We start from the raw sequence: 17805 nt of genomic DNA, 5'->3' as shown, positions 1-17805 counted from the left end.
TCCCAATTTCAAAAGTTCTCTAACCTGGGAATTGGTGGAACCCCTGGGCACCAGTGCCAGATTATCCCACTGCCTGTTTGCTGAGCCGTTAGGTAGGTTAAAGGAGTTGTCATAGGCTTTAAGGTGCTCTATTGCATCCGCCTCGGTAAGTACTCCGGAAACCTCAAGCCCATCTTCCAGTACATGGAAAAGTTTGTCCTCTACCAGTCCTTCACGTAGGATGTTTGAAATCCATTCTGATTTGTCAATTCTCTTGAAATTATAGTTGGTTTTTTTTGACATTTCTCTGCGGCTAAAAAAGATTTATACACATCTTTGTGGAAGCATCTAAGTCAAAAATAGGCTTTTCGCTTACCATTTCCGACTAAAGCCGCCCTTAAAATTGATGAAAAGAAATTTCAGGTTTTCATTTACCTTGTTGTTATGTGCCCATTTGGCACTCTGCCTATATTCCTGTGCCCCGCTTCAACTAAGCAACCATCAAGCCACTTACCTAGTCATAGGTAATGAAATAGAGGAAGATTCCGAAACAGCGGGTTTCATAGCACCTTATAAGAGGGATTTGGAACAAGAAATGAATTCGGTGATTGGGGAATCGAAGAAAGAGCTCAACACCAAAGGTACGGGAGAAAGCAGCTTGGGTAATTTGGTGGCGGATCTGCAGAAAAAATTTATTGAAAATAAGCTTGAAACTACGGTTGATATCTCGGTCATCAACAACGGGGGGTTAAGGAACATTATTCCCGAAGGCCCGATTACAGTAGGCAACATCTATGAACTATCTCCTTTCGAAAATTTCATTTACCTACTAGAAATGAAGGCCGAAGACCTAAGAAGGTTAGCCAAATATTCCATAGAGAAGAAAAACCTAGGAATTCAAGGCATTTACATAGAAGCCATAGGAAATGAAATTCAGCAGTTTAAAGTGAATGGGGAATCCCTGGATGAAAACCGAACCTATGTAATGGCCATCAATGACTACTTAGCCAATGGCGGGGACTACATGGATTTCCTTCAGGAGGTAAAGCGATTGGAGAAGACCAATTTTCTGCTCCGGGATATGCTTTTGGAGGAAATTTCCTCCCTCAACGCCGAGGGTGAAAAAGTGGATGCAAGCATAGAAGGCCGCCAAATTTATCGTTAATAATGGAACGCAGGACATTTATTCAGAAAAGTTTGATTGGGGCAGGGGCTTTAGCGATTCCGCTTCCTTCTTACTCCTCTCAAAAATCCAAAAAACTTTGTGTCTTACACACAAACGACATGCATTCCCGGATAGAGCCTTTCCCGGACGACGGAAGCACATTTGCCAATCTTGGAGGAATGGCAAGAAGAGCCACCTTAATTCAAGAAATCCGAAGAAAAGAGAGCAATGTCATACTTTTGGATGCAGGTGACATATTCCAGGGAACTCCTTATTTTAACCTCTACGGAGGAGAACTCGAGTTCAAGCTTATGAGCCAGATGGCATACGATGCGGCCACACTAGGCAACCATGATTTTGACAATGGACTAGAAGGTTTAAAAAAACAATTGCCCCACGCTTCTTTTCCCTTTATTTGTTCCAATTACGACTTTAGCGAAACCCCCTTAAAGAACCATTTTCTCCCATATAAGGTGTTTGATAAAGCAAGGATAAAAGTAGGGGTTTTTGGCTTGGGAATTGAACTGGAGGGATTGGTGCCCTCTGTGAGTTTCGGGGCCACCAAATACCTTGACCCAATTAATGTGGCCAAAGACATGGTGACCACACTTCAACAGCTTAATTGCCAAATTATTATTTGTCTTTCTCATTTGGGATACTCCTATAAATCTCAAAAGATAGACGATCAAAAACTGGCGGCAAAAGTAGGCGGCATTGATTTGATTATAGGTGGGCATACCCACACTTTTTTGGACTCCCCCACAGAGGTAAAAAATCCTTCCGGAGGCATTACCCTAGTAAATCAAGCAGGGCGATCAGGGGTGCGAATGGGGCGCATCGATTTTGAATTTGACAGAAATAAAAAAATAAAAAAGGCTAATGCAGAAGGTTTAGCCATAAAGTAAAAAAGTCAAGTCAAATTCGATTTTTTATTTAAAATTCTTTTTGGCAAATTTGTTTCCCCCTGAAAGGAGCAAGGGCACTTTTGATCCTTCTTTAATTATGTAACACAATGAGTTCAGAGGCTACGGCAGTATGGAAAGAATGTTTACGTGTAATTGGACAACACGTAAACGAACAAAGCTTCTCCACATGGTTTACGCCGGTAAATCCTGTGAGATTAGACGGTTCCACCCTAACCATCCAAGTGCCAAGCCAGTTTTTTTATGAGTGGCTGGAAGACAACTATGTAGACGTATTGAAGCTAGCCATTAAAACGGTGATGGGTTCTAATGGCAAACTGGAATATGCAGTAGTCGTGGACAAGGGGAACTCCCAAAACCAGCCCTATGTGGTAAGCTTTCCACAAGGAAACAATACCACCGCAAGGAAAAAAGTTAAAGAACAGCAAAAGGTTGGTTCAAACAACCACAATAGTCCCTTTGACTTCACCTCCTTGGACGAACATACAACCTTACAGTCCAACCTCAACCCTAATTACTCTTTCAATTCCTTTATCGAAGGGGACTGCAACAGGCTGGCTAGGTCTGCTGGTTTTGCCGTGGCCAATAAGCCGGGAATAACCTCCTTTAACCCACTTATGGTTTATGGTACTGTAGGCTTGGGCAAGACCCATTTGGTACAGGCAATAGGAAATGAAATCAAAAACACACTGGAGGACAAATTTGTGCTTTACGTTTCTTCCGAGAAGTTCGTGAACCAATTTATGGATTCCGTTACAGAGGGCAACATCAAGTCTTTCACCAATTTCTATATGCAGGTGGATGTGCTTATCATCGACGATATACAGTTTTTTGCAGGTAAAGGGAGAACTCAAGAGATGTTTTTTCATATTTTCAACCACTTGCACCAAAACAAGAAGCAAATTGTGATGACATCGGACTGCCCTCCAAAGGACCTGAACGGCTTGGAAGAAAGGCTGCTATCCCGGTTCAAGTGGGGCTTGACGGCAGATTTACAGATGCCTGATTTCGAAACGAGGGTGGCTATTATAAAGAAAAAAAGCCAATCAGAAGGTATTTTTATCCCAGAAGACGTCATAGAGTATTTGGCACATACAGTGGACACGAATATCAGGGAATTGGAAGGGGTTTTGATATCCTTAATTGCGCATGCTTCTCTGAGCAGGGTGGAAATTGACCTAGGTCTTGCCAAAACAATCATGAAAAATATTGTCAAGGATATAGAGACGGAGGTCGGCATCGACTTTATTCAAAAAACTTGTGCGGATTTCTTTGGCATCAAACTCGAAGACCTGAAGGCCAAAACCCGAAAGAAAGAAATAGTAACCGCTAGGCAGGTGTCCATGTATTTTTGCAAGGAGTTCACCAATCATTCCCTTAAATCCATAGGTTACCATTTTGGGGGCAGGGACCATAGCACCGTAATCCATGCCGTTCAAACCGTAAATGACATGATAGAAACGGATGCCTCCTTCAAGAATTCCATCAGCGACCTACGTAAAAAATTTAAGATGCGTTCCTACTAAGCTACCCAATAGGTTTGCTTATTTCCCTCCTATACCTTTTATTTAGGTTGTTTTTAAACTTTTGGCACATGAGGGGAAAAGGATGGGTATTAGTTTGGCTTTGTTATGTTGCATTTTTGCCGATTGCTTTAGCTGAATACTTAGAAACTAGAAGAAATATTGGAATTAAGGATGCTCCCCTAAAAGAAGCAAATGTCATTTATGCAGCCTCAGAGGGAGAAATCTTTCCCTTGCTTCATGAGGGCCACCAATCCAATGGCTACTATGGCATCAAACTTCCGAACGGTACAACCGGGTATGTTTACAGAACCATGGTTATCCTACACCGGGGAGAACTTCCAAGCAAGCCATTACCCGATTCAGTACCCCTTTCCATAGAAAATTACTATCCTGACAGCCTCACTCGACTGGAAGGGGAAACACTAAAATCGGCTCTGCATCAGAGAATAAGGAACCATAAGGTATTCAAATACGATGAAACCTGGGATATCCTCTGCAAAACTGACCAAGATCCGGAAAACCCTGACCAAGTCATATTGATTTATACCAAAAGAACCCAACCAGCGGTCCACAGGGACAGGGGAACAAGATTTGACTATGAGAAAAATGGGTACACCCTGATCGATGCTTGGAACAGGGAACATATTTGGCCCAAATCGCATGGCTTTCCGAATCCCTCAGATACTGCCTTTACCGATTTACACCACCTGAGACCCGCCGACCGTTCTGTAAATTCAGCGCGAAACACACGTTCTTTCGATACAGGTGAGATGACTTATTTCGATAACGGAAACACTGTTCCTACGCTGAGCAAAACACATACAACCTTATGGTGTTGGGAGCCACCGGATGAAGTGAAAGGAGACATTGCAAGAATGATTTTTTATATGGCAGTTCGGTATGAGGGGCCGGATTATGATCTTGAAGTAGTGGATGAGGTAATTCCTAGGAACAACCAGCTTCCCCATATAGGAAGGTTGTCCACCTTGCTTGAATGGCATCATCAGGATCCTGTGGACGAGTGGGAAAAATCCAGAAACGAGCTTATTTATACTAACTACCAAGGCAATAGAAACCCATTTATTGACTTTCCGGAATGGGTGGAGAAAATTTGGAAATAGCAGCTTATTCTTCCTAAAGTAAAGCACAAAGCTGCCAGCCAATCCCATGAGGCTCCTTTCAAGGTGGCCTTTAACCACATTTCAGATAGCAGGGAGCATATCGGGTGAAAATTTTTTAACTTCCACTCTTCAATAAGCAATCCCATTTGTCATGACACACCCAAAACACCTATTTCTCGTACTATTTACAGTCCTGCTTTTTACACCCAAAATTGGCTTTTGTTTAGATGGGGAGTTGGACACCATCAAGGATAGAATTGTCCAAGAGCTCCTGAAGACTCCTCCCTCCGAAGGGGAGGTTTTATCCATTCTGGATAAAATCCAAGAGGACGGCAGTTTCAAAGATATCAATTACGAGGACTTGAGCCGCACAGCCGGCTTTCCACATAGAAGGCATACACTGGCCTTGGTCCATCTCGCCAAAGCCTATAAAGATGAAAAATCACCTTATCACCAGGACAAAACTATTTTGGAAACAATCTCAAAAGGGTTGGGATATTGGGTGGAGAATGATTTTGTGGGGGATAATTGGCACAACAACCAGATTTCTACCCCCACAAACCTGGTAAATCTGATGTTGCTCTTGGGGGATGAACTACCGAAGACCTTGGTGGATGGTGCTCAGCCAATGATTGGCAGGGCGCACATGGAGGCCTCGGGTGCCAGACCCAGTGGGGACCGTATCGTAATTGCTGGAATCCTTGCTAAAAACCTGCTATTTATTGAGGATAAAGAAACCTTTGATGACATCATCACCATCATCGCAGGAGAAGTGAAGTTCAGCACTGGGAAAAGAGGCATGCAACACGATTATAGTTTTCACCACAGGCATGACCGGGTAAATAACACCACATCCTATGGCTATGGCAAATACGCCAACGCCTTTGGAGAGTGGTCCTACTATGTGGCCGGCACTTCCTATGCCTTTGACAAAAAAAGTATTAACCAACTAGTGGATTATTACCTAGAAGGTATTTACAAACAGTTGGTTTACGGAATTTATGAAGACATCAGCGTAAAAAACAGAAGCATTGCTAATAAAACCACCTTCCAACCCAAAGGAACGGATGAAATCCACAAACTTCTTTCAAGCACGGATTACCGAAGCGAGGAACTGAAAGAAATCCTGGCATTGAGGGAGGGAAGGGCCACACCTACCAAGTCCTTTGCCAAATTCTTCTGGCAAACCGAACATTTTGTAGTACAGAGGCCCAACTATTACACCACAGTGCGCATGTACTCCACGAGAAACCGGAATATGGAAGTGCCCTACAATGGGCCGGGGATCACCACCCATCACCGGGCAGACGGCACCAATTATTTGTTTTTGGAAGGGGATGAATACCATGACATCTGGCCGGTGTATGATTGGCAGAAAATATCCGGCACCACCATCCTGCAAAAACCGCAACTCCATGGCTCCGATGAAATTCAGGTCGACGGACTAACCGACTTCGTAGGGGCAGTTACAGATGGACTTTACGGAGCAGTGGCCTTTGACTTTATCAGCGGTCATGACAGTATCCAGGCCAAGAAATCCTGGTTCTTTTTTGAGGATATATACGTGTGCCTGGGCACGGACATTAAGGCTGAACAGGATCTGCCCGTGGCCACTACCATCAATCAGGTTTTGATGAATGGGGAGGTACAAATAGTCAGAAAAAACCGTAAACCCACCAAACTGAAAAAAGGGGATCATTCGCTGAAGGGGGTCAACTATGTCTATCACGACCGTATTGGGTATGCTTTTCCGGAGCCTACAGCAATCAAGCTTTCCAACCAGGAGGAGCAGGGCAGGTGGTCAGACCTGACGCTTCAAAAAAACATCTCAAGGGAGCTGATCAAAAAAGACGTTTTCACCCTATGGTTTGACCATGGAAAACAACCGGAAAACGGATCCTATTCCTATATGGTATTGCCAGACATTGATGCTGACCATATGTTTAGCGGCAATGCATCAGACCAGGTCGTCAGGGTTTTAGCCAATGATGGAAAAACGCAGGCCGTAGCGCATCAAGAACTTGGCATGTATCAAGTCATCTTCTATGAGGAGGGGGAGATAACCTTAGAAAATGGAATTAAGGTTGCTTCAAAGAGTCCTGGTATGGCACAGCTAAAAGTGAAAGAAGGGGTGGTAACCGAAATCCATGTTTCTGACCCTTCTCGTAAACAATCCTTCCTAACTCTTACGCTTTCCGGTCAATACAGCAGTGAGAATCCAAAAGTTAGCATTAGTACCTCTTCAGAAAACAATCAAAGCGAGCTAAGCCTTGAACTTCCTGAAGGGGTGTATGCTGGGAGTAGCATTGGTTTCAAGATTGAAACTTTGCCTTAATTCATCTGTTTATATTTTTTTTTCAGCGGTCAGAAGGAATCTTCGCATGTTCTATAATCATCCCAGTGTGTGACGTTTTCGTCATGCTCGATTTCATGTGTTTATAATTGTTTCTAAATGGCCACATGGAATCTCGCAATCTATAATCATCCCCCCGTGTGTCGCTTGCGTCATGCCCTGACTGCCGTCAGGACAGGCTCGATTTCATAGGATAATAATTGTTTTTCAGCGATAACTCTTGTCAGAGGGTTTAGAACCGTCAGACAAGTAATCACTTACGACCTGGGAATTTCGCAATTATGAACATGCTGTTTTAAGAGTGAGCGGTTTAGTCATTCTACCGTAGGGTAAAGTGAATCGCTTTGCTTTTACCTGTTTTCATGATTAATTAAACCAACATTTTACCAATAACCTTTAGCATTTAATCCTGAATTAAAAGAGTTGTGCTTGACAGGTATAGAAATTTTTCGTGTAATAGTGTTGTTTATTTTATTTTTTATAAATAAATTTAGAAAAAAAATAATTATGAGTACTTTTACCCCCCCCCCGCAAGCAGTATATAAATTGGCCAATTTTTATGGTATTCCTTTTCTTGTCCTTTGGGACTTTTAAGGAATTGTTTTCACAAAAGATCAAAAAATGGTTAAAACTGGTGATCCGAAATCAGGTAAACTTACCTTAGAAACCAACGATTTGGATCCAGGCACTTATTTTATTCATATCCATTATGGAAAAGAAGTTTTGTCCAAACAGATAATCGTTAAATAGCTGGATTATGTTATGACTCAGCCAATAAAACTATAACCGAAATGTCACTATCAAAAAAATGTATTCTCTTTGCTTTAATGGGCTTTTTGATGATTGCCCAGAATAAGTTGAGTGCTCAATCTGAGCAGGAGACCGAGGCCGATATTTTCACGGCGAAAAACTCCCTACATGCCGAATTACTCGGGAACTCTGGTTTATATGGCCTACATTATGGAAGGATTTTTCATCAAAAGAATAAGCTAAAGCTAGTGGCCAGTTTGGGTTTCTCTTTGCGATTTCAAAGTGAAGACCAACCTGTTCATTCTGGTTATGTTATACCTATTTTCCCGGCAGAGATTGCAGCCTTTTGGGGAAGGTCTAGGCACCATCTGGAAGTAGGTATCGGCTATACTGCGGTGCTAAACAGACGCTTCCCTATTGATGAAAATTTCCCAAATAACAGAAGAAAACAGTTATATTGGAGCCAAGCATTGCTACCCAGGATTGGATATAGAAATCAGAAACCAGAAGGAGGGTTTTTATTCAGGGTTGGATATACTCCCATAATACATATTGAAAGTTTAGATCCTTCTGCAAACAGATTCAGTTTTATGCCATATTGGTTTGGAATCAGTTTAGGGTATAGTTTTTAAAGGATGTCACTAGCCAAAAAATATATATTATGCGCCCTCATCAGCCTTTTGATATTTGCCGGGGATAAATTGGTCGCCCAGTCGGAGACAGAGAAAAAGGCCGATATTTTCACGGCGAAAAACTCCGTACATGCTGAATTACTTGGGAACTCTGGTGGCTATGCTCTTAATTATGGACGTATCCTTCACCAAAAAAACAGGATGAAACTTTGGGGAAGTGCAGGATTTTCTTTGCGTCGTCGTGGAAGTAGTGAACCCATATTTTCAGCCCATTGGATACCTTACTTTCCAGCAGAGATTACAGTTTTTTTGGGAAAGTCCAAGCATAATTTGGAATTGGGAGCTGGGTTCTATACCCTACGTAACAGATCCTATACCGTTGACGAAAGTTTGCCGAATTTTATAAGAGAAGAAATACATTGGGATCAGTTTATTCTGGCCAGGATAGGTTACCGGTATCAAAAACCTGAAGGAGGCTTTTTTTTCAGGGCTGCCTACACTCCCGGGATTCAATTTTTCAATTCCGAAACTAGGGGGAAGGAAGTCTTCTATAGTCCATTCCTGATTGGGGTCAGCTTGGGGTATAGTTTTTAAATGATTGGTATTAATGCCAAAGCCCTGCTTGTTCACGGGTTTTTAGTAATATATTTCTAATATAAACTGAATAGTTATTACCTTACTTAAAACCACCAACAGCCATGTCACCAAAATCACGATTTTCCTACCTTCTAATTTTCATTCTGGGATATGCTATTTCCTGCGCTTCTCCTTCTACCGAAACCTATGACCTTTGGATCAAAAATGCCCTAATCATCGATGGCACGGGGAGTGACCCCTTCTGGGGCCAGGTTTTGGTAAATGGGGAAGAAATAGCCCTGGTCGATAGAGACACCACAAAGTCCTATACTGCCTCTGAGGTAATCGATGCAAAGGGAAGGGTACTAACTCCCGGCTTTATCGACGCCCATTCTCACGGCAACCCCCTAGAAACCCCAGAGTTCACCAATTTTTTGGCCATGGGCGCCACCACCATCTTTTTGGGGCAAGACGGATCTAGCCCATCAACCACGGATCTTGGTGGCTGGATGGACAAGGTAGATAGCCTTGACTTGGGACCCAATATTGCCATGTTTGTGGGTCATGGCACCTTAAGGATGCTCTCTGGGATTCAATATGATAAAGACCCCACCGAAGAGGGCCTTTTACTAATGGACTCCCTGCTTGTTGATGCCATGGAGGCAGGCAGTTTTGGGCTGTCCACAGGGCTGGAATATAATCCCGGATACTTGGCCGGTCAGGATGAACTCAACCGGCTGGCAAAAATAACGGGGGAACATGGTGGTATGGTGATGAGCCATATGAGAAATGAAGATGACGAGTATATGGAAGAATCCCTGGCCGAACTCCTGGCCCAAGGGTGGTATTGCCCGGTACATGTCTCGCATATCAAGATCGTTTATGCCAAAGGGGAAGAAAGGGCAAAGGAGATCCTGGCCATCCTGGACAGTGAGCGGAACCAAGGCAAGACTGTTACTGCGGATGTTTACCCCTACGAGGCCAGTTATACGGGGATTTCTTTGCTTTTTCCTGACTGGGCAAAGCCACCGGCCAATTACGATGAGGTGGTGGCACAGCGTAGGCAGGAACTGGAGAAATACCTTCGGAATAGGGTTAATCTAAGAAATGGGCCACAGGCGACACTAATGGGCACCGGAGCCTTCAAGGGGAAAACCCTTAAGGAAATTGCCGAAGAACTTGGAAAGCCTTTTGAAAAGGTACTGGTGGAGGACATTGGGCTTAGTGGCAGTGCCGCTTACTTTGTAATGGACGAAGAGGTCATGAAAACCTTCCTCAAAGACCCGAATATCTGTGTGAGTTCGGATGGCAGCCCCACCTCCAATCACCCCAGAGGCCATGGGACCTTTGCCAAAATTATAGAATCGTATGTGATCGAAGAACCTCTACTTTCCCTATCAGAGGCCATTCACAAAATGACGGAACTAACGGCAAGAAAAACCGGTATCTCCGACAGGGGGCTGATTCGGGAAGGCATGGCCGCCGATCTGTTGGTTTTTGATCCCGAACTTATCAAAGCCACTGCCACCTACGAAAACCCCTACCAGTTGGCTGAAGGTTTTGATGTGGTATTGGTCAATGGTAAAATAGCCTTTAAGGATGGGAAGCCGATGGGGAGGCAGGGTAGGGTATTGAGGAAGGTGTCCAGCGGTAAAGCTTTGTGATTCCTTTTCATTCAATGCGGACAAAATTTTGCATTACCCTATTTTGACCTGTAAGGGATCCTGTCTTTGCCAATTTTCAGAGATATGCATCGAAAAATTTCATGCTGAATAAGTGAGAAATCATGGTTCAAAGCTGCGAATTCTATATAGACTTTTATTCTAAGAAATAAGGTCAGCCTAGACCCTCTCCCTTACATACTTATCAATCTCCCTATACCGCTGCAAAGCACTTCTTGCCCCTTCTTTCCCACTACCTTCAATCCCATGCTCCATCCCCAAAAAACCTCTATAGCCCTTTTTGGCGATGTGGTGGAGTACATTTTTGTAGTTGATCTCCCCGGTGCCGGGTTCTTTTCTCCCTGGGGTGTCCCCAATTTGGAAATAGGCAATTTCATCCCAGGCATGGTCTAATGTTGGAAGTAAATTTCCCTCCTGGATCTGGACGTGGTAAATATCGAAAAGGATTTTTACACTGGGACTGTCAACGGCCTTAGCCAGGGCATAGGCCTGGGGAATGGTGTGCAGGAACATTCCTGGGTGATCAATTTTATGGTTCATGGTTTCCATGACCATGACGATTTCATGTTTTTCATAAATTTCCGCCGCCCGTTTCAACAGTTCAATGGCATTTGCAATCTGAAATTCATAAGGAAGTTTGGAATCCATAACACCAAGTACATTGTGTACGAATTTCGTGTTCATCCTCTTGGCAATTTCCACGGATTCATTGATTTCCTTAAGGACTTTGCTGCGAGCCCCTTCATTGTTTCCGGCAAAGGTGACCTCTGAAAAAGTAAGCGTCCCTACGAACTGCCCAAAATCCATCCCATTTTTTTGCAAGGAATTGCTGATCTTTTCCTGCTCGGCGACCGGACGGTTTTTCAGCATGGTGTTTTCCCATGCCCTAAACCCATTGTCCTTTCCCCAATTGATTTGATCAATGGGATCATCTCCTGCCAATGCGGAAAAAATCCCGAACTCCGGGGAAAATTTTAAGGTGAAGGCCTCCTGAAACGTGTTCGGTTCTAGCCTAGCCCACCCCCGGCCTGGGTTTAACAGTGAAAGGCCTAAGGCCGACATCAACCCATTTTTCAGAAACTTCCTCTTACTTTGGTTCATTCTTGTTCTGGTCTTTAAAATAGAGGGAAATTCTCATCTAAGAAATGTCTCATCCAATTCTGGATCCTGGTCTTGTCCCAATAAAAAGACCATTAAATCAGCCATTTCCTGGTCAGTAAGTACTTGATCCAGTCCCTGTGGCATCATGGAGGTCTCCTTGATTTCCATAGTTAAGATATCTTTTTGCATAATATTCATGGTGGCTTGGGGGGCAATCGCCAACCTTATCCAATCCGGACTTTTCTCATGAATCACTCCGGTGTATTCCCCTTCCGAGGTGGTGATTTTGTAGGTCTCATATTCTCTTACAAATGTGGCACTAGGATATAGAATGGCTTCCAGAAGATCATGGGCAGACCTGTCTTTCTGTATGGAAGTAAGGTCTGGCCCGAAGTCCCCACCTTCGCTGCCTATGGAATGGCACGACGAACAGGCCGCTTTCCCAAAATATAATGCCCTCCCCCTATCCAAGTTTCCTTTGGGAATATGGGCCTCCAACTGCTCTAACTTTTCCAGACGTTGGGCATTTACTTTATTGAATTTATCCATAAGCTTTTGGTAACTCTCATCTACCTCCTTTGGGAAGGAACCAAATAATGCTACTAACCTAGACTCGTTAAAACTATCAAGGGCTTTTGAGTTCATTAGCCTCTCGGACAATTTAAGACCCACCTCCGGATCGGTACTTCCCACAAATGCAGATGTTAGTAAACCCAAAATAAAATCATCGACTTCATGTAAAGTCCTAATTGCCAATTCCCTTACCTGCTCATTGCTTAAATCCGAATCCGAAAGTTGTTGTGCGGCCCTCTGTCTCAGGGAAATTTCATTGTCCTGGTGCAATTTTCCCATCAACCACTGCACCTGCCAATCTTCTAATTGGGGATTGTTTACCGATAAAGCCGAAAGGGCCGACATTCGGAGATTATCACTCAAGGTATCATCCTTTGCGAGTTCCAACAATTCCCGGTCAAGTGCCTCTAATTGCATTGACTTTATTAAAGCCAACGTTTTTTCGACGACTTGGTCATCCTTTGAATCCATAATCTCCCTCAAAGGGCCAAGCCATGCACTGGGGAAGGTTTCAAGGTTGCAGTTACCCATGACCCTTAGGAGAAACAACTTAGTGGTAGATACACCATCTTGCAGTTGTTTTGCCATCATTAGTTGAACCGGTTCATCGGAGCAAAAGGTATAAAGCAACTTTTCAATCATTTCTTCTTTCCCATCTGCCCAATCGCCCTGCTGGAATTGATCGGCAATGTATCCTGAAAAATCGGCTGCCCATTCGGGGTGAAAAGTGGTTATCCATAAGGCGGTAGCTTGGTTTTCCTCCTCAGTATCCGATAAGAAATCATGAATTTGATGGGGGGACAATTGGTAGCCGTCCATCTGATCCAAAGCGATAAGTGCGGTTTTTCTTTCCTTGGGGAATTCACTCCTTAAGGAAGGCAGAAGGCTATAGGAACGATTTATCTCAATCAGCGCATAAGTAATGGCATGTTCAGTCATCCGGTCGTTGCCCTCATTTCTGGTTGCCAATAACAAGGAAGTAATGGCATCCTCAGCCTTAATTTGTCCAAGGGCGGTGGCAATCTGTCTTTTTGCCGCCTTGGAATCTTCCGAAGTAAGCGATTGGGTTAAGGCTGGGACAAACTTGACCTCCTTCATCAGTCCCATTACCCTGGCAGTAGCTATTCTTACCTCTTCCGATGTGTGGCCAAGTCCTTTTATCAAGCCTTCCACGGCCTTTTCTCCACCAATTTTGGACATAGCAAAAATTGATTTTAAAACCGCAAAAGTTGGATGGTTTTCTTTTTCCAGAAAAATGGCCAATTCTCCTACAGCCATTTCCCCATGGTCCACCAAGGCGCCCTCCGCTCTGTCCCTTACAAAGGGTCTATTGTCTTCAAGTAATTGAACCAGTGATGCGGCATCCAGTTCATCCCATTTTATGTGATTTCCATAAGGGTCTTCTACTGGTTTTGCATCACTTTTTCTTACCCTATAGATGCCACCCTTGATCTCAGGTTTGGAAACTTGTGATAAGGGGCATCCCTTGATGAACCAACCACCAGTTTCCACCACCAGTAGGCTTCCATCGGCATCTTCCAGCACATCGGTGGGATGAAAATCCTCATCTGCCTTTCGGAAAAACACCTCGTCTTCCGTCTTGAATGTAGCTCCATCCCTGATCAGCCGGTGCCTTAAAACCTGGTGGGTATTGAAATGAGCACTGAACATATTGTTCTCATAATCTTCACCAAACCCTTGGTTTCGATAGGCACCTATACCTGAAGGGGAAACTCTGGAATACTTACTGATTACAGGCAATAGCTCCCCCGTTCGCTTTAAACCATCCCTATCTATGGAAGAGTTGGGCTTTGGATAAACGCCCCCCTCGGTCCAATATATCAAAGCATCCCTCTGCCCGGCTTTTGGGTTGGTAAAGTAAGTCATGGTACCAATAGGCTCTCCGGCAGGGGTAAAGGCAAGCTCTATGGGGTTGTTCATTCCCCCGGCGGCCACCCACTCCAAGCCTGTGCCATCCGGTCTCACCCGCCAAACCCTTGACGTCTCCCCCTTCATTCGTTCCTTTTCCTGGCTGACCACATCAAAGCCCATGATTGCACTTGTCATGTATAACCACCCATCAGGCCCCAAGAAAGGGCCAACCAAACTATTGGCATTTACATTGAGGGTCCACCCACTTAAGATCACTTCCCTACTATCTGCAATACCATCCCCATTGGTGTCTGTGAATTTCAATAAATCAGGTGCCGAGGAGGCATATAGGCTGCCCTTATAAAACACCCCACCTTGTGGAAAACCTACCTTATCGGCAAATATGGTGGATTGATCGTAATGTCCGTCTTGGTTGGTGTCCTCCAATAATTTGATCCTAAATCTGGGGTTCTCTATGGCCTCTTCCGAATTCTCGTAGACATTTCCTATGGATTCAAAAACAAAAAGCCTTCCTCTCTCATCCAATGTGGCAAACATGGGAAAATCCACCAAATCCTCACCTGCCACTTTTTCTACCACAAACCCCGCAGGCACCTCGAATTCGTGGTTTTCTCGTTCTGTGTCTGCTGGGCTTCCGCAAAAAGAAAAAACAGACAAAATTACCGAACTGATCATCAAAGTTTGGAGTATGTTTATTAAAGGTTTTGTGGATAAACACATATAAAAAAGAAGGGGATGGTTTCAGTTCCAATGTAAGGTAATCTGGACTATATTAAAAGTAGAATAATATATTTGGCTATTTTATCAAAAAATGGAAGAAATAAATATTTTTGGTTACAAACCACTCCTACTCTCCAGCCTTACTCAAATAATCCAGGGCCAAATTCGCCAATGCTTCCACTCCCAACACAAATCCGCTCTCGTCCAGGTAAAAATCAGGAGTATGGTGTGAGGGGGCTTTATCGGGATCCCCATCAGCTGGCATGCCCCCCAGAAAGAAAAACAGGCCAGGCTTCGCCTTTTGGTAAAAGCTGAAATCCTCAGCCCCAGTGATCAACTCATGCTCCACCAAGCGGCCCTCTCCCGCCGTCTGAAGAAGGGTGGGAAGCATCATTTCGGTTAATTCAGGGTCGTTATAGGTCACGGGATACATCTTCCTAAGGTTCACCTCTGCCTCTGCTCCTGCACTCTTGGCGATATTCTCGGCTATCTCTCGTATGCGCCTGTGCACCAACTCCTGCTGCTCATCACTGTAAGTCCTGATCGTTCCTATCATTTCCACCTCTTCAGGTATGATGTTGTGCCTTACCCCTCCATGAATGGAGCCAACCGTGACAATGGCGGGTATTTCTGTCACGTTCACACTCCGACTGACCACAGTCTGCAAACCCATTACAATCTGCGAAGCCGTGACAATGGGATCTACAGAGGACCAAGGATAGGCCCCATGCGCTTGTTTGCCTTTTATCAGTATTTCCAGGTTGTCTACGGCGGCCATGGCAGGACCTGATCTGTACTTTATGGTTCCTACTGGAGTCTGAGAATTGATGTGCAATCCAAAAATAGCCTCCACATCCTCCATCACACCCTCTTCCACCATTTGTTTGGCGCCCCAGGTGTCCAGATCGTCCATGCCCTCTTCGGCGGGTTGAAAAATGAATTTAACCGTGCCGGGGATATTTTCCTGCATACCGGCGAGTATTTCGGCCACCCCCATCAAAATGGCCATATGGGAATCATGTCCACAAGCATGGGAAACCCCAACCTCCTTCCCGTTGTAATCTGCGGTCACTGTGGACTTGAAAGGAACATCCGTTCGCTCGGTGATGGGCAGTGCATCCATGTCTGCTCTGAGAGCCACCGTCGGGCCTGGTTTGCCCCCTTTCAAAACACCCAGCACCCCAGTAACAGCTACCTCTTCGGTGACTTCCATCCCCAATTTTCTCAAATGGTCAGCGATAATCCCAGCTGTGCGAGTTTCCTGGTTTCCCAACTCAGGATATTGGTGGAAATCCCTTCTCCAGGTAATCACTTTGTCTTCTATGGCTTTTGCCTTTTCCCGCACTTCTTCCTTCACATCGTCTTGGGAAAAACCGAGATGGGAAAGTACTAAAAAACCAAGTATAAAAGCCAAAGTTACGGGGTTTGAAAACAGGGGATGGTTCATAGAAGAGGTGGTTAAGTTTATCCAATATAGGTATTGAGCCGGAAGAATTCAAAGGCCTTTGTTCAATTGCCGTGCAAGGCATTGTATAAGGCCTCCAACAAACGGTTTTTCGGATCCTGGGCATGCTGCCAGTACATCATCCCCGCCAGGCCTTTTTCTTTGATAAAGGCTGCCCTGTGCCTTAAGGACTCGGGATCTTCATAGGTGTAAAAGGTACGGGTTTCGGGGTTCCAGAGGTAGGGGGCCTTTGCCTGATCGTCCCAATGCCTCACATATCCATTTTTGTCAATAAAATCATCCAAGAGGGACTGATAACCCTGGGACTGAACATTTTCTTGATAAGGCTTAAACCTGCCATTATCAACCGGTTCCACGCCTGTCCACCCTCTGCCATAAAAAGGAACGCCCAGCACAATTTTTTCCAATGGCACCCCTGCCTGCCTATACAGTTCTACTCCTTTGGCAGCCGAAGGCGCCTCAGGTTGAATTTCTGAAGCATATAAGGCAGCATGGTGTCCTGTAGTCTCCGTCCAGGGCCCATAGAAATCATAGGTCATCAATAATATAAAATCCAGATACTCCTGAGCCTTGTCCATCTCGGTATGCTCCAGGAAGGTTGCAGTGGCACCGGTAGCTACAGATAGCTCATAGCGGTCATGCTCTGACCTAGCTTGTTGATCAGACTCCTTATCCAAAGCCTCCCTGCAAGCCTTCAACAGCAAGGTATAATTTTCCTTATCCGCCGACCTGTATACATTATCGTCCCCTTTCTGCCCTGGATATTCCCAATCAATGTCCAGCCCATCCAATTTGTATTTAAGTAAAATTTCAACTGCACTCTCCGCAAATAGCTGTCGATTATCTTCGGTAAGGGCTGCATCTGAAAAATTTTTAGACCAAGTCCAGCCACCGACTGAAAGTATCAACTTTAAATCCGGGTTTTTCTCCTTCAGAGTCAAAAGCTGACTAAGGTGAAGCTCATCCCTATCCCTTTCCAATACCACCTTATGGTCTTTTACATTGGCAAAGGCAAAGAGAATATGGGTGAGTTTTTCTGCGGCGATATCTGGTATGTGAAGCCGTTCAGAGGGAAGGACGTAGGCTATTGACCTATATTGCTCGGCCACTGGAGGCCTTCCATGATCTACAAGGGGAATACTTCCTAAAAATAGAAATAGGGTTAAGAAACGAAATAAAAGAAATAGGTTCATGGCTGATAGTTAAGTCGGGAAATTGATTTACGGAAATGCCAAATTAATGAATTTTTTCAGGAAAAAGGCAATTTAAGAAGTAGGTGGACCTGTGAACAATATGGGATTCTACAGAGACCCATCTGGCAAAATGGTAGCCAACACCTAGCAGTA

The 17805-nt window shown here is 44.4% G+C and carries 13 protein-coding genes; 9 read left to right on the top strand and 4 right to left on the bottom strand.

The genetic code is table 11. The features are described from left to right. Window positions 1–385: 385 nt before the first annotated feature. From DB520_RS06495 to DB520_RS06455, 9 genes are all read left to right on the top strand, one after another. Complete coding sequence (locus DB520_RS06495) at window positions 386–1144, top strand: 5'-nucleotidase C-terminal domain-containing protein (RefSeq protein ID WP_114748897.1); 759 nt, start codon at window positions 386–388, stop codon at window positions 1142–1144. 2 nt (window positions 1145–1146) lie between these two features. Further along, entirely contained in the window at window positions 1147–2049 is a 903-nt protein-coding gene (locus DB520_RS06490) for a bifunctional metallophosphatase/5'-nucleotidase (RefSeq protein ID WP_114748896.1), read from the top strand. 107 nt (window positions 2050–2156) lie between these two features. After that, window positions 2157–3593: a chromosomal replication initiator protein DnaA gene (dnaA, locus tag DB520_RS06485; RefSeq protein WP_114748895.1), complete on the top strand. Its 1437-nt coding sequence runs from the start codon at window positions 2157–2159 to the stop codon at window positions 3591–3593. Window positions 3594–3661: 68 nt separating this feature from the next. Beyond that, complete coding sequence (locus DB520_RS06480) at window positions 3662–4714, top strand: endonuclease I family protein (RefSeq protein WP_114748894.1); 1053 nt, start codon at window positions 3662–3664, stop codon at window positions 4712–4714. Between the two features lie 151 nt (window positions 4715–4865). Continuing rightward, entirely contained in the window at window positions 4866–7049 is a 2184-nt protein-coding gene (locus DB520_RS06475; RefSeq protein ID WP_114748893.1) for a polysaccharide lyase family 8 super-sandwich domain-containing protein, read from the top strand. A 639-nt stretch (window positions 7050–7688) separates the two neighbouring features. Next, on the top strand, window positions 7689–7817 hold the full coding sequence (locus tag DB520_RS27620; protein ID WP_114748892.1) for a T9SS type A sorting domain-containing protein: 129 nt from the start codon (window positions 7689–7691) through the stop codon (window positions 7815–7817). A gap of 41 nt (window positions 7818–7858) precedes the next feature. Continuing rightward, the gene (locus DB520_RS06465) at window positions 7859–8449 is read left to right on the top strand and encodes a hypothetical protein (protein ID WP_157971957.1); all 591 of its coding nucleotides are present in this window, start codon (window positions 7859–7861) and stop codon (window positions 8447–8449) included. A gap of 3 nt (window positions 8450–8452) precedes the next feature. Beyond that, complete coding sequence (locus DB520_RS06460) at window positions 8453–9043, top strand: hypothetical protein (protein ID WP_114748890.1); 591 nt, start codon at window positions 8453–8455, stop codon at window positions 9041–9043. Between the two features lie 104 nt (window positions 9044–9147). Further along, the gene (locus DB520_RS06455) at window positions 9148–10689 is read left to right on the top strand and encodes an N-acyl-D-amino-acid deacylase family protein (protein ID WP_114748889.1); all 1542 of its coding nucleotides are present in this window, start codon (window positions 9148–9150) and stop codon (window positions 10687–10689) included. 177 nt (window positions 10690–10866) lie between these two features. Here the strand turns inward: DB520_RS06455 and DB520_RS06450 are convergent, their stop codons facing one another. The 4 genes from DB520_RS06450 to DB520_RS06435 all read right to left on the bottom strand — a co-directional run bounded on the left by DB520_RS06450 (window position 10867) and on the right by DB520_RS06435 (window position 17652). After that, complete coding sequence (locus DB520_RS06450) at window positions 10867–11808, bottom strand: hydroxypyruvate isomerase family protein (protein WP_114748888.1); 942 nt, start codon at window positions 11806–11808, stop codon at window positions 10867–10869. Window positions 11809–11841: 33 nt separating this feature from the next. Continuing rightward, complete coding sequence (locus DB520_RS06445; protein ID WP_198675254.1) at window positions 11842–14949, bottom strand: PVC-type heme-binding CxxCH protein; 3108 nt, start codon at window positions 14947–14949, stop codon at window positions 11842–11844. A 172-nt stretch (window positions 14950–15121) separates the two neighbouring features. Then, window positions 15122–16441, bottom strand: coding sequence for an amidohydrolase (locus tag DB520_RS06440; protein WP_114748886.1), 1320 nt, complete (start codon window positions 16439–16441; stop codon window positions 15122–15124). 62 nt (window positions 16442–16503) lie between these two features. Continuing rightward, the gene (locus DB520_RS06435) at window positions 16504–17652 is read right to left on the bottom strand and encodes a glycoside hydrolase family 18 protein (RefSeq protein ID WP_114748885.1); all 1149 of its coding nucleotides are present in this window, start codon (window positions 17650–17652) and stop codon (window positions 16504–16506) included. Window positions 17653–17805: the final 153 nt, after the last annotated feature.

It is taken from the genome of Pleomorphovibrio marinus (genome assembly GCF_003347495.1).
In the GTDB taxonomy this organism is placed as follows: domain Bacteria; phylum Bacteroidota; class Bacteroidia; order Cytophagales; family Cyclobacteriaceae; genus Pleomorphovibrio; species Pleomorphovibrio marinus.
This window is presented reverse-complemented; position numbering and strand designations above follow the sequence as displayed.

What these genes read in the sequence shown, in the direction of transcription:
- DB520_RS06465 (WP_157971957.1), top strand. Translation starts at nt 7,859, where the DNA reads ATGTCACTATCAAAAAAATGTATTCTCTTTGCTTTAATGGGCTTTTTG.
- DB520_RS06450 (WP_114748888.1), bottom strand. Translation starts at nt 11,808, where the DNA reads ATGAACCAAAGTAAGAGGAAGTTTCTGAAAAATGGGTTGATGTCGGCC.
- DB520_RS06440 (WP_114748886.1), bottom strand. Translation starts at nt 16,441, where the DNA reads ATGAACCATCCCCTGTTTTCAAACCCCGTAACTTTGGCTTTTATACTT.
- DB520_RS06480 (WP_114748894.1), top strand. Translation starts at nt 3,662, where the DNA reads ATGAGGGGAAAAGGATGGGTATTAGTTTGGCTTTGTTATGTTGCATTT.
- DB520_RS06475 (WP_114748893.1), top strand. Translation starts at nt 4,866, where the DNA reads ATGACACACCCAAAACACCTATTTCTCGTACTATTTACAGTCCTGCTT.
- DB520_RS06490 (WP_114748896.1), top strand. Translation starts at nt 1,147, where the DNA reads ATGGAACGCAGGACATTTATTCAGAAAAGTTTGATTGGGGCAGGGGCT.
- DB520_RS06455 (WP_114748889.1), top strand. Translation starts at nt 9,148, where the DNA reads ATGTCACCAAAATCACGATTTTCCTACCTTCTAATTTTCATTCTGGGA.
- DB520_RS06495 (WP_114748897.1), top strand. Translation starts at nt 386, where the DNA reads ATGAAAAGAAATTTCAGGTTTTCATTTACCTTGTTGTTATGTGCCCAT.
- DB520_RS06460 (WP_114748890.1), top strand. Translation starts at nt 8,453, where the DNA reads ATGTCACTAGCCAAAAAATATATATTATGCGCCCTCATCAGCCTTTTG.
- DB520_RS06445 (WP_198675254.1), bottom strand. Translation starts at nt 14,949, where the DNA reads ATGATCAGTTCGGTAATTTTGTCTGTTTTTTCTTTTTGCGGAAGCCCA.
- dnaA (WP_114748895.1), top strand. Translation starts at nt 2,157, where the DNA reads ATGAGTTCAGAGGCTACGGCAGTATGGAAAGAATGTTTACGTGTAATT.
- DB520_RS06435 (WP_114748885.1), bottom strand. Translation starts at nt 17,652, where the DNA reads ATGAACCTATTTCTTTTATTTCGTTTCTTAACCCTATTTCTATTTTTA.
- DB520_RS27620 (WP_114748892.1), top strand. Translation starts at nt 7,689, where the DNA reads ATGGTTAAAACTGGTGATCCGAAATCAGGTAAACTTACCTTAGAAACC.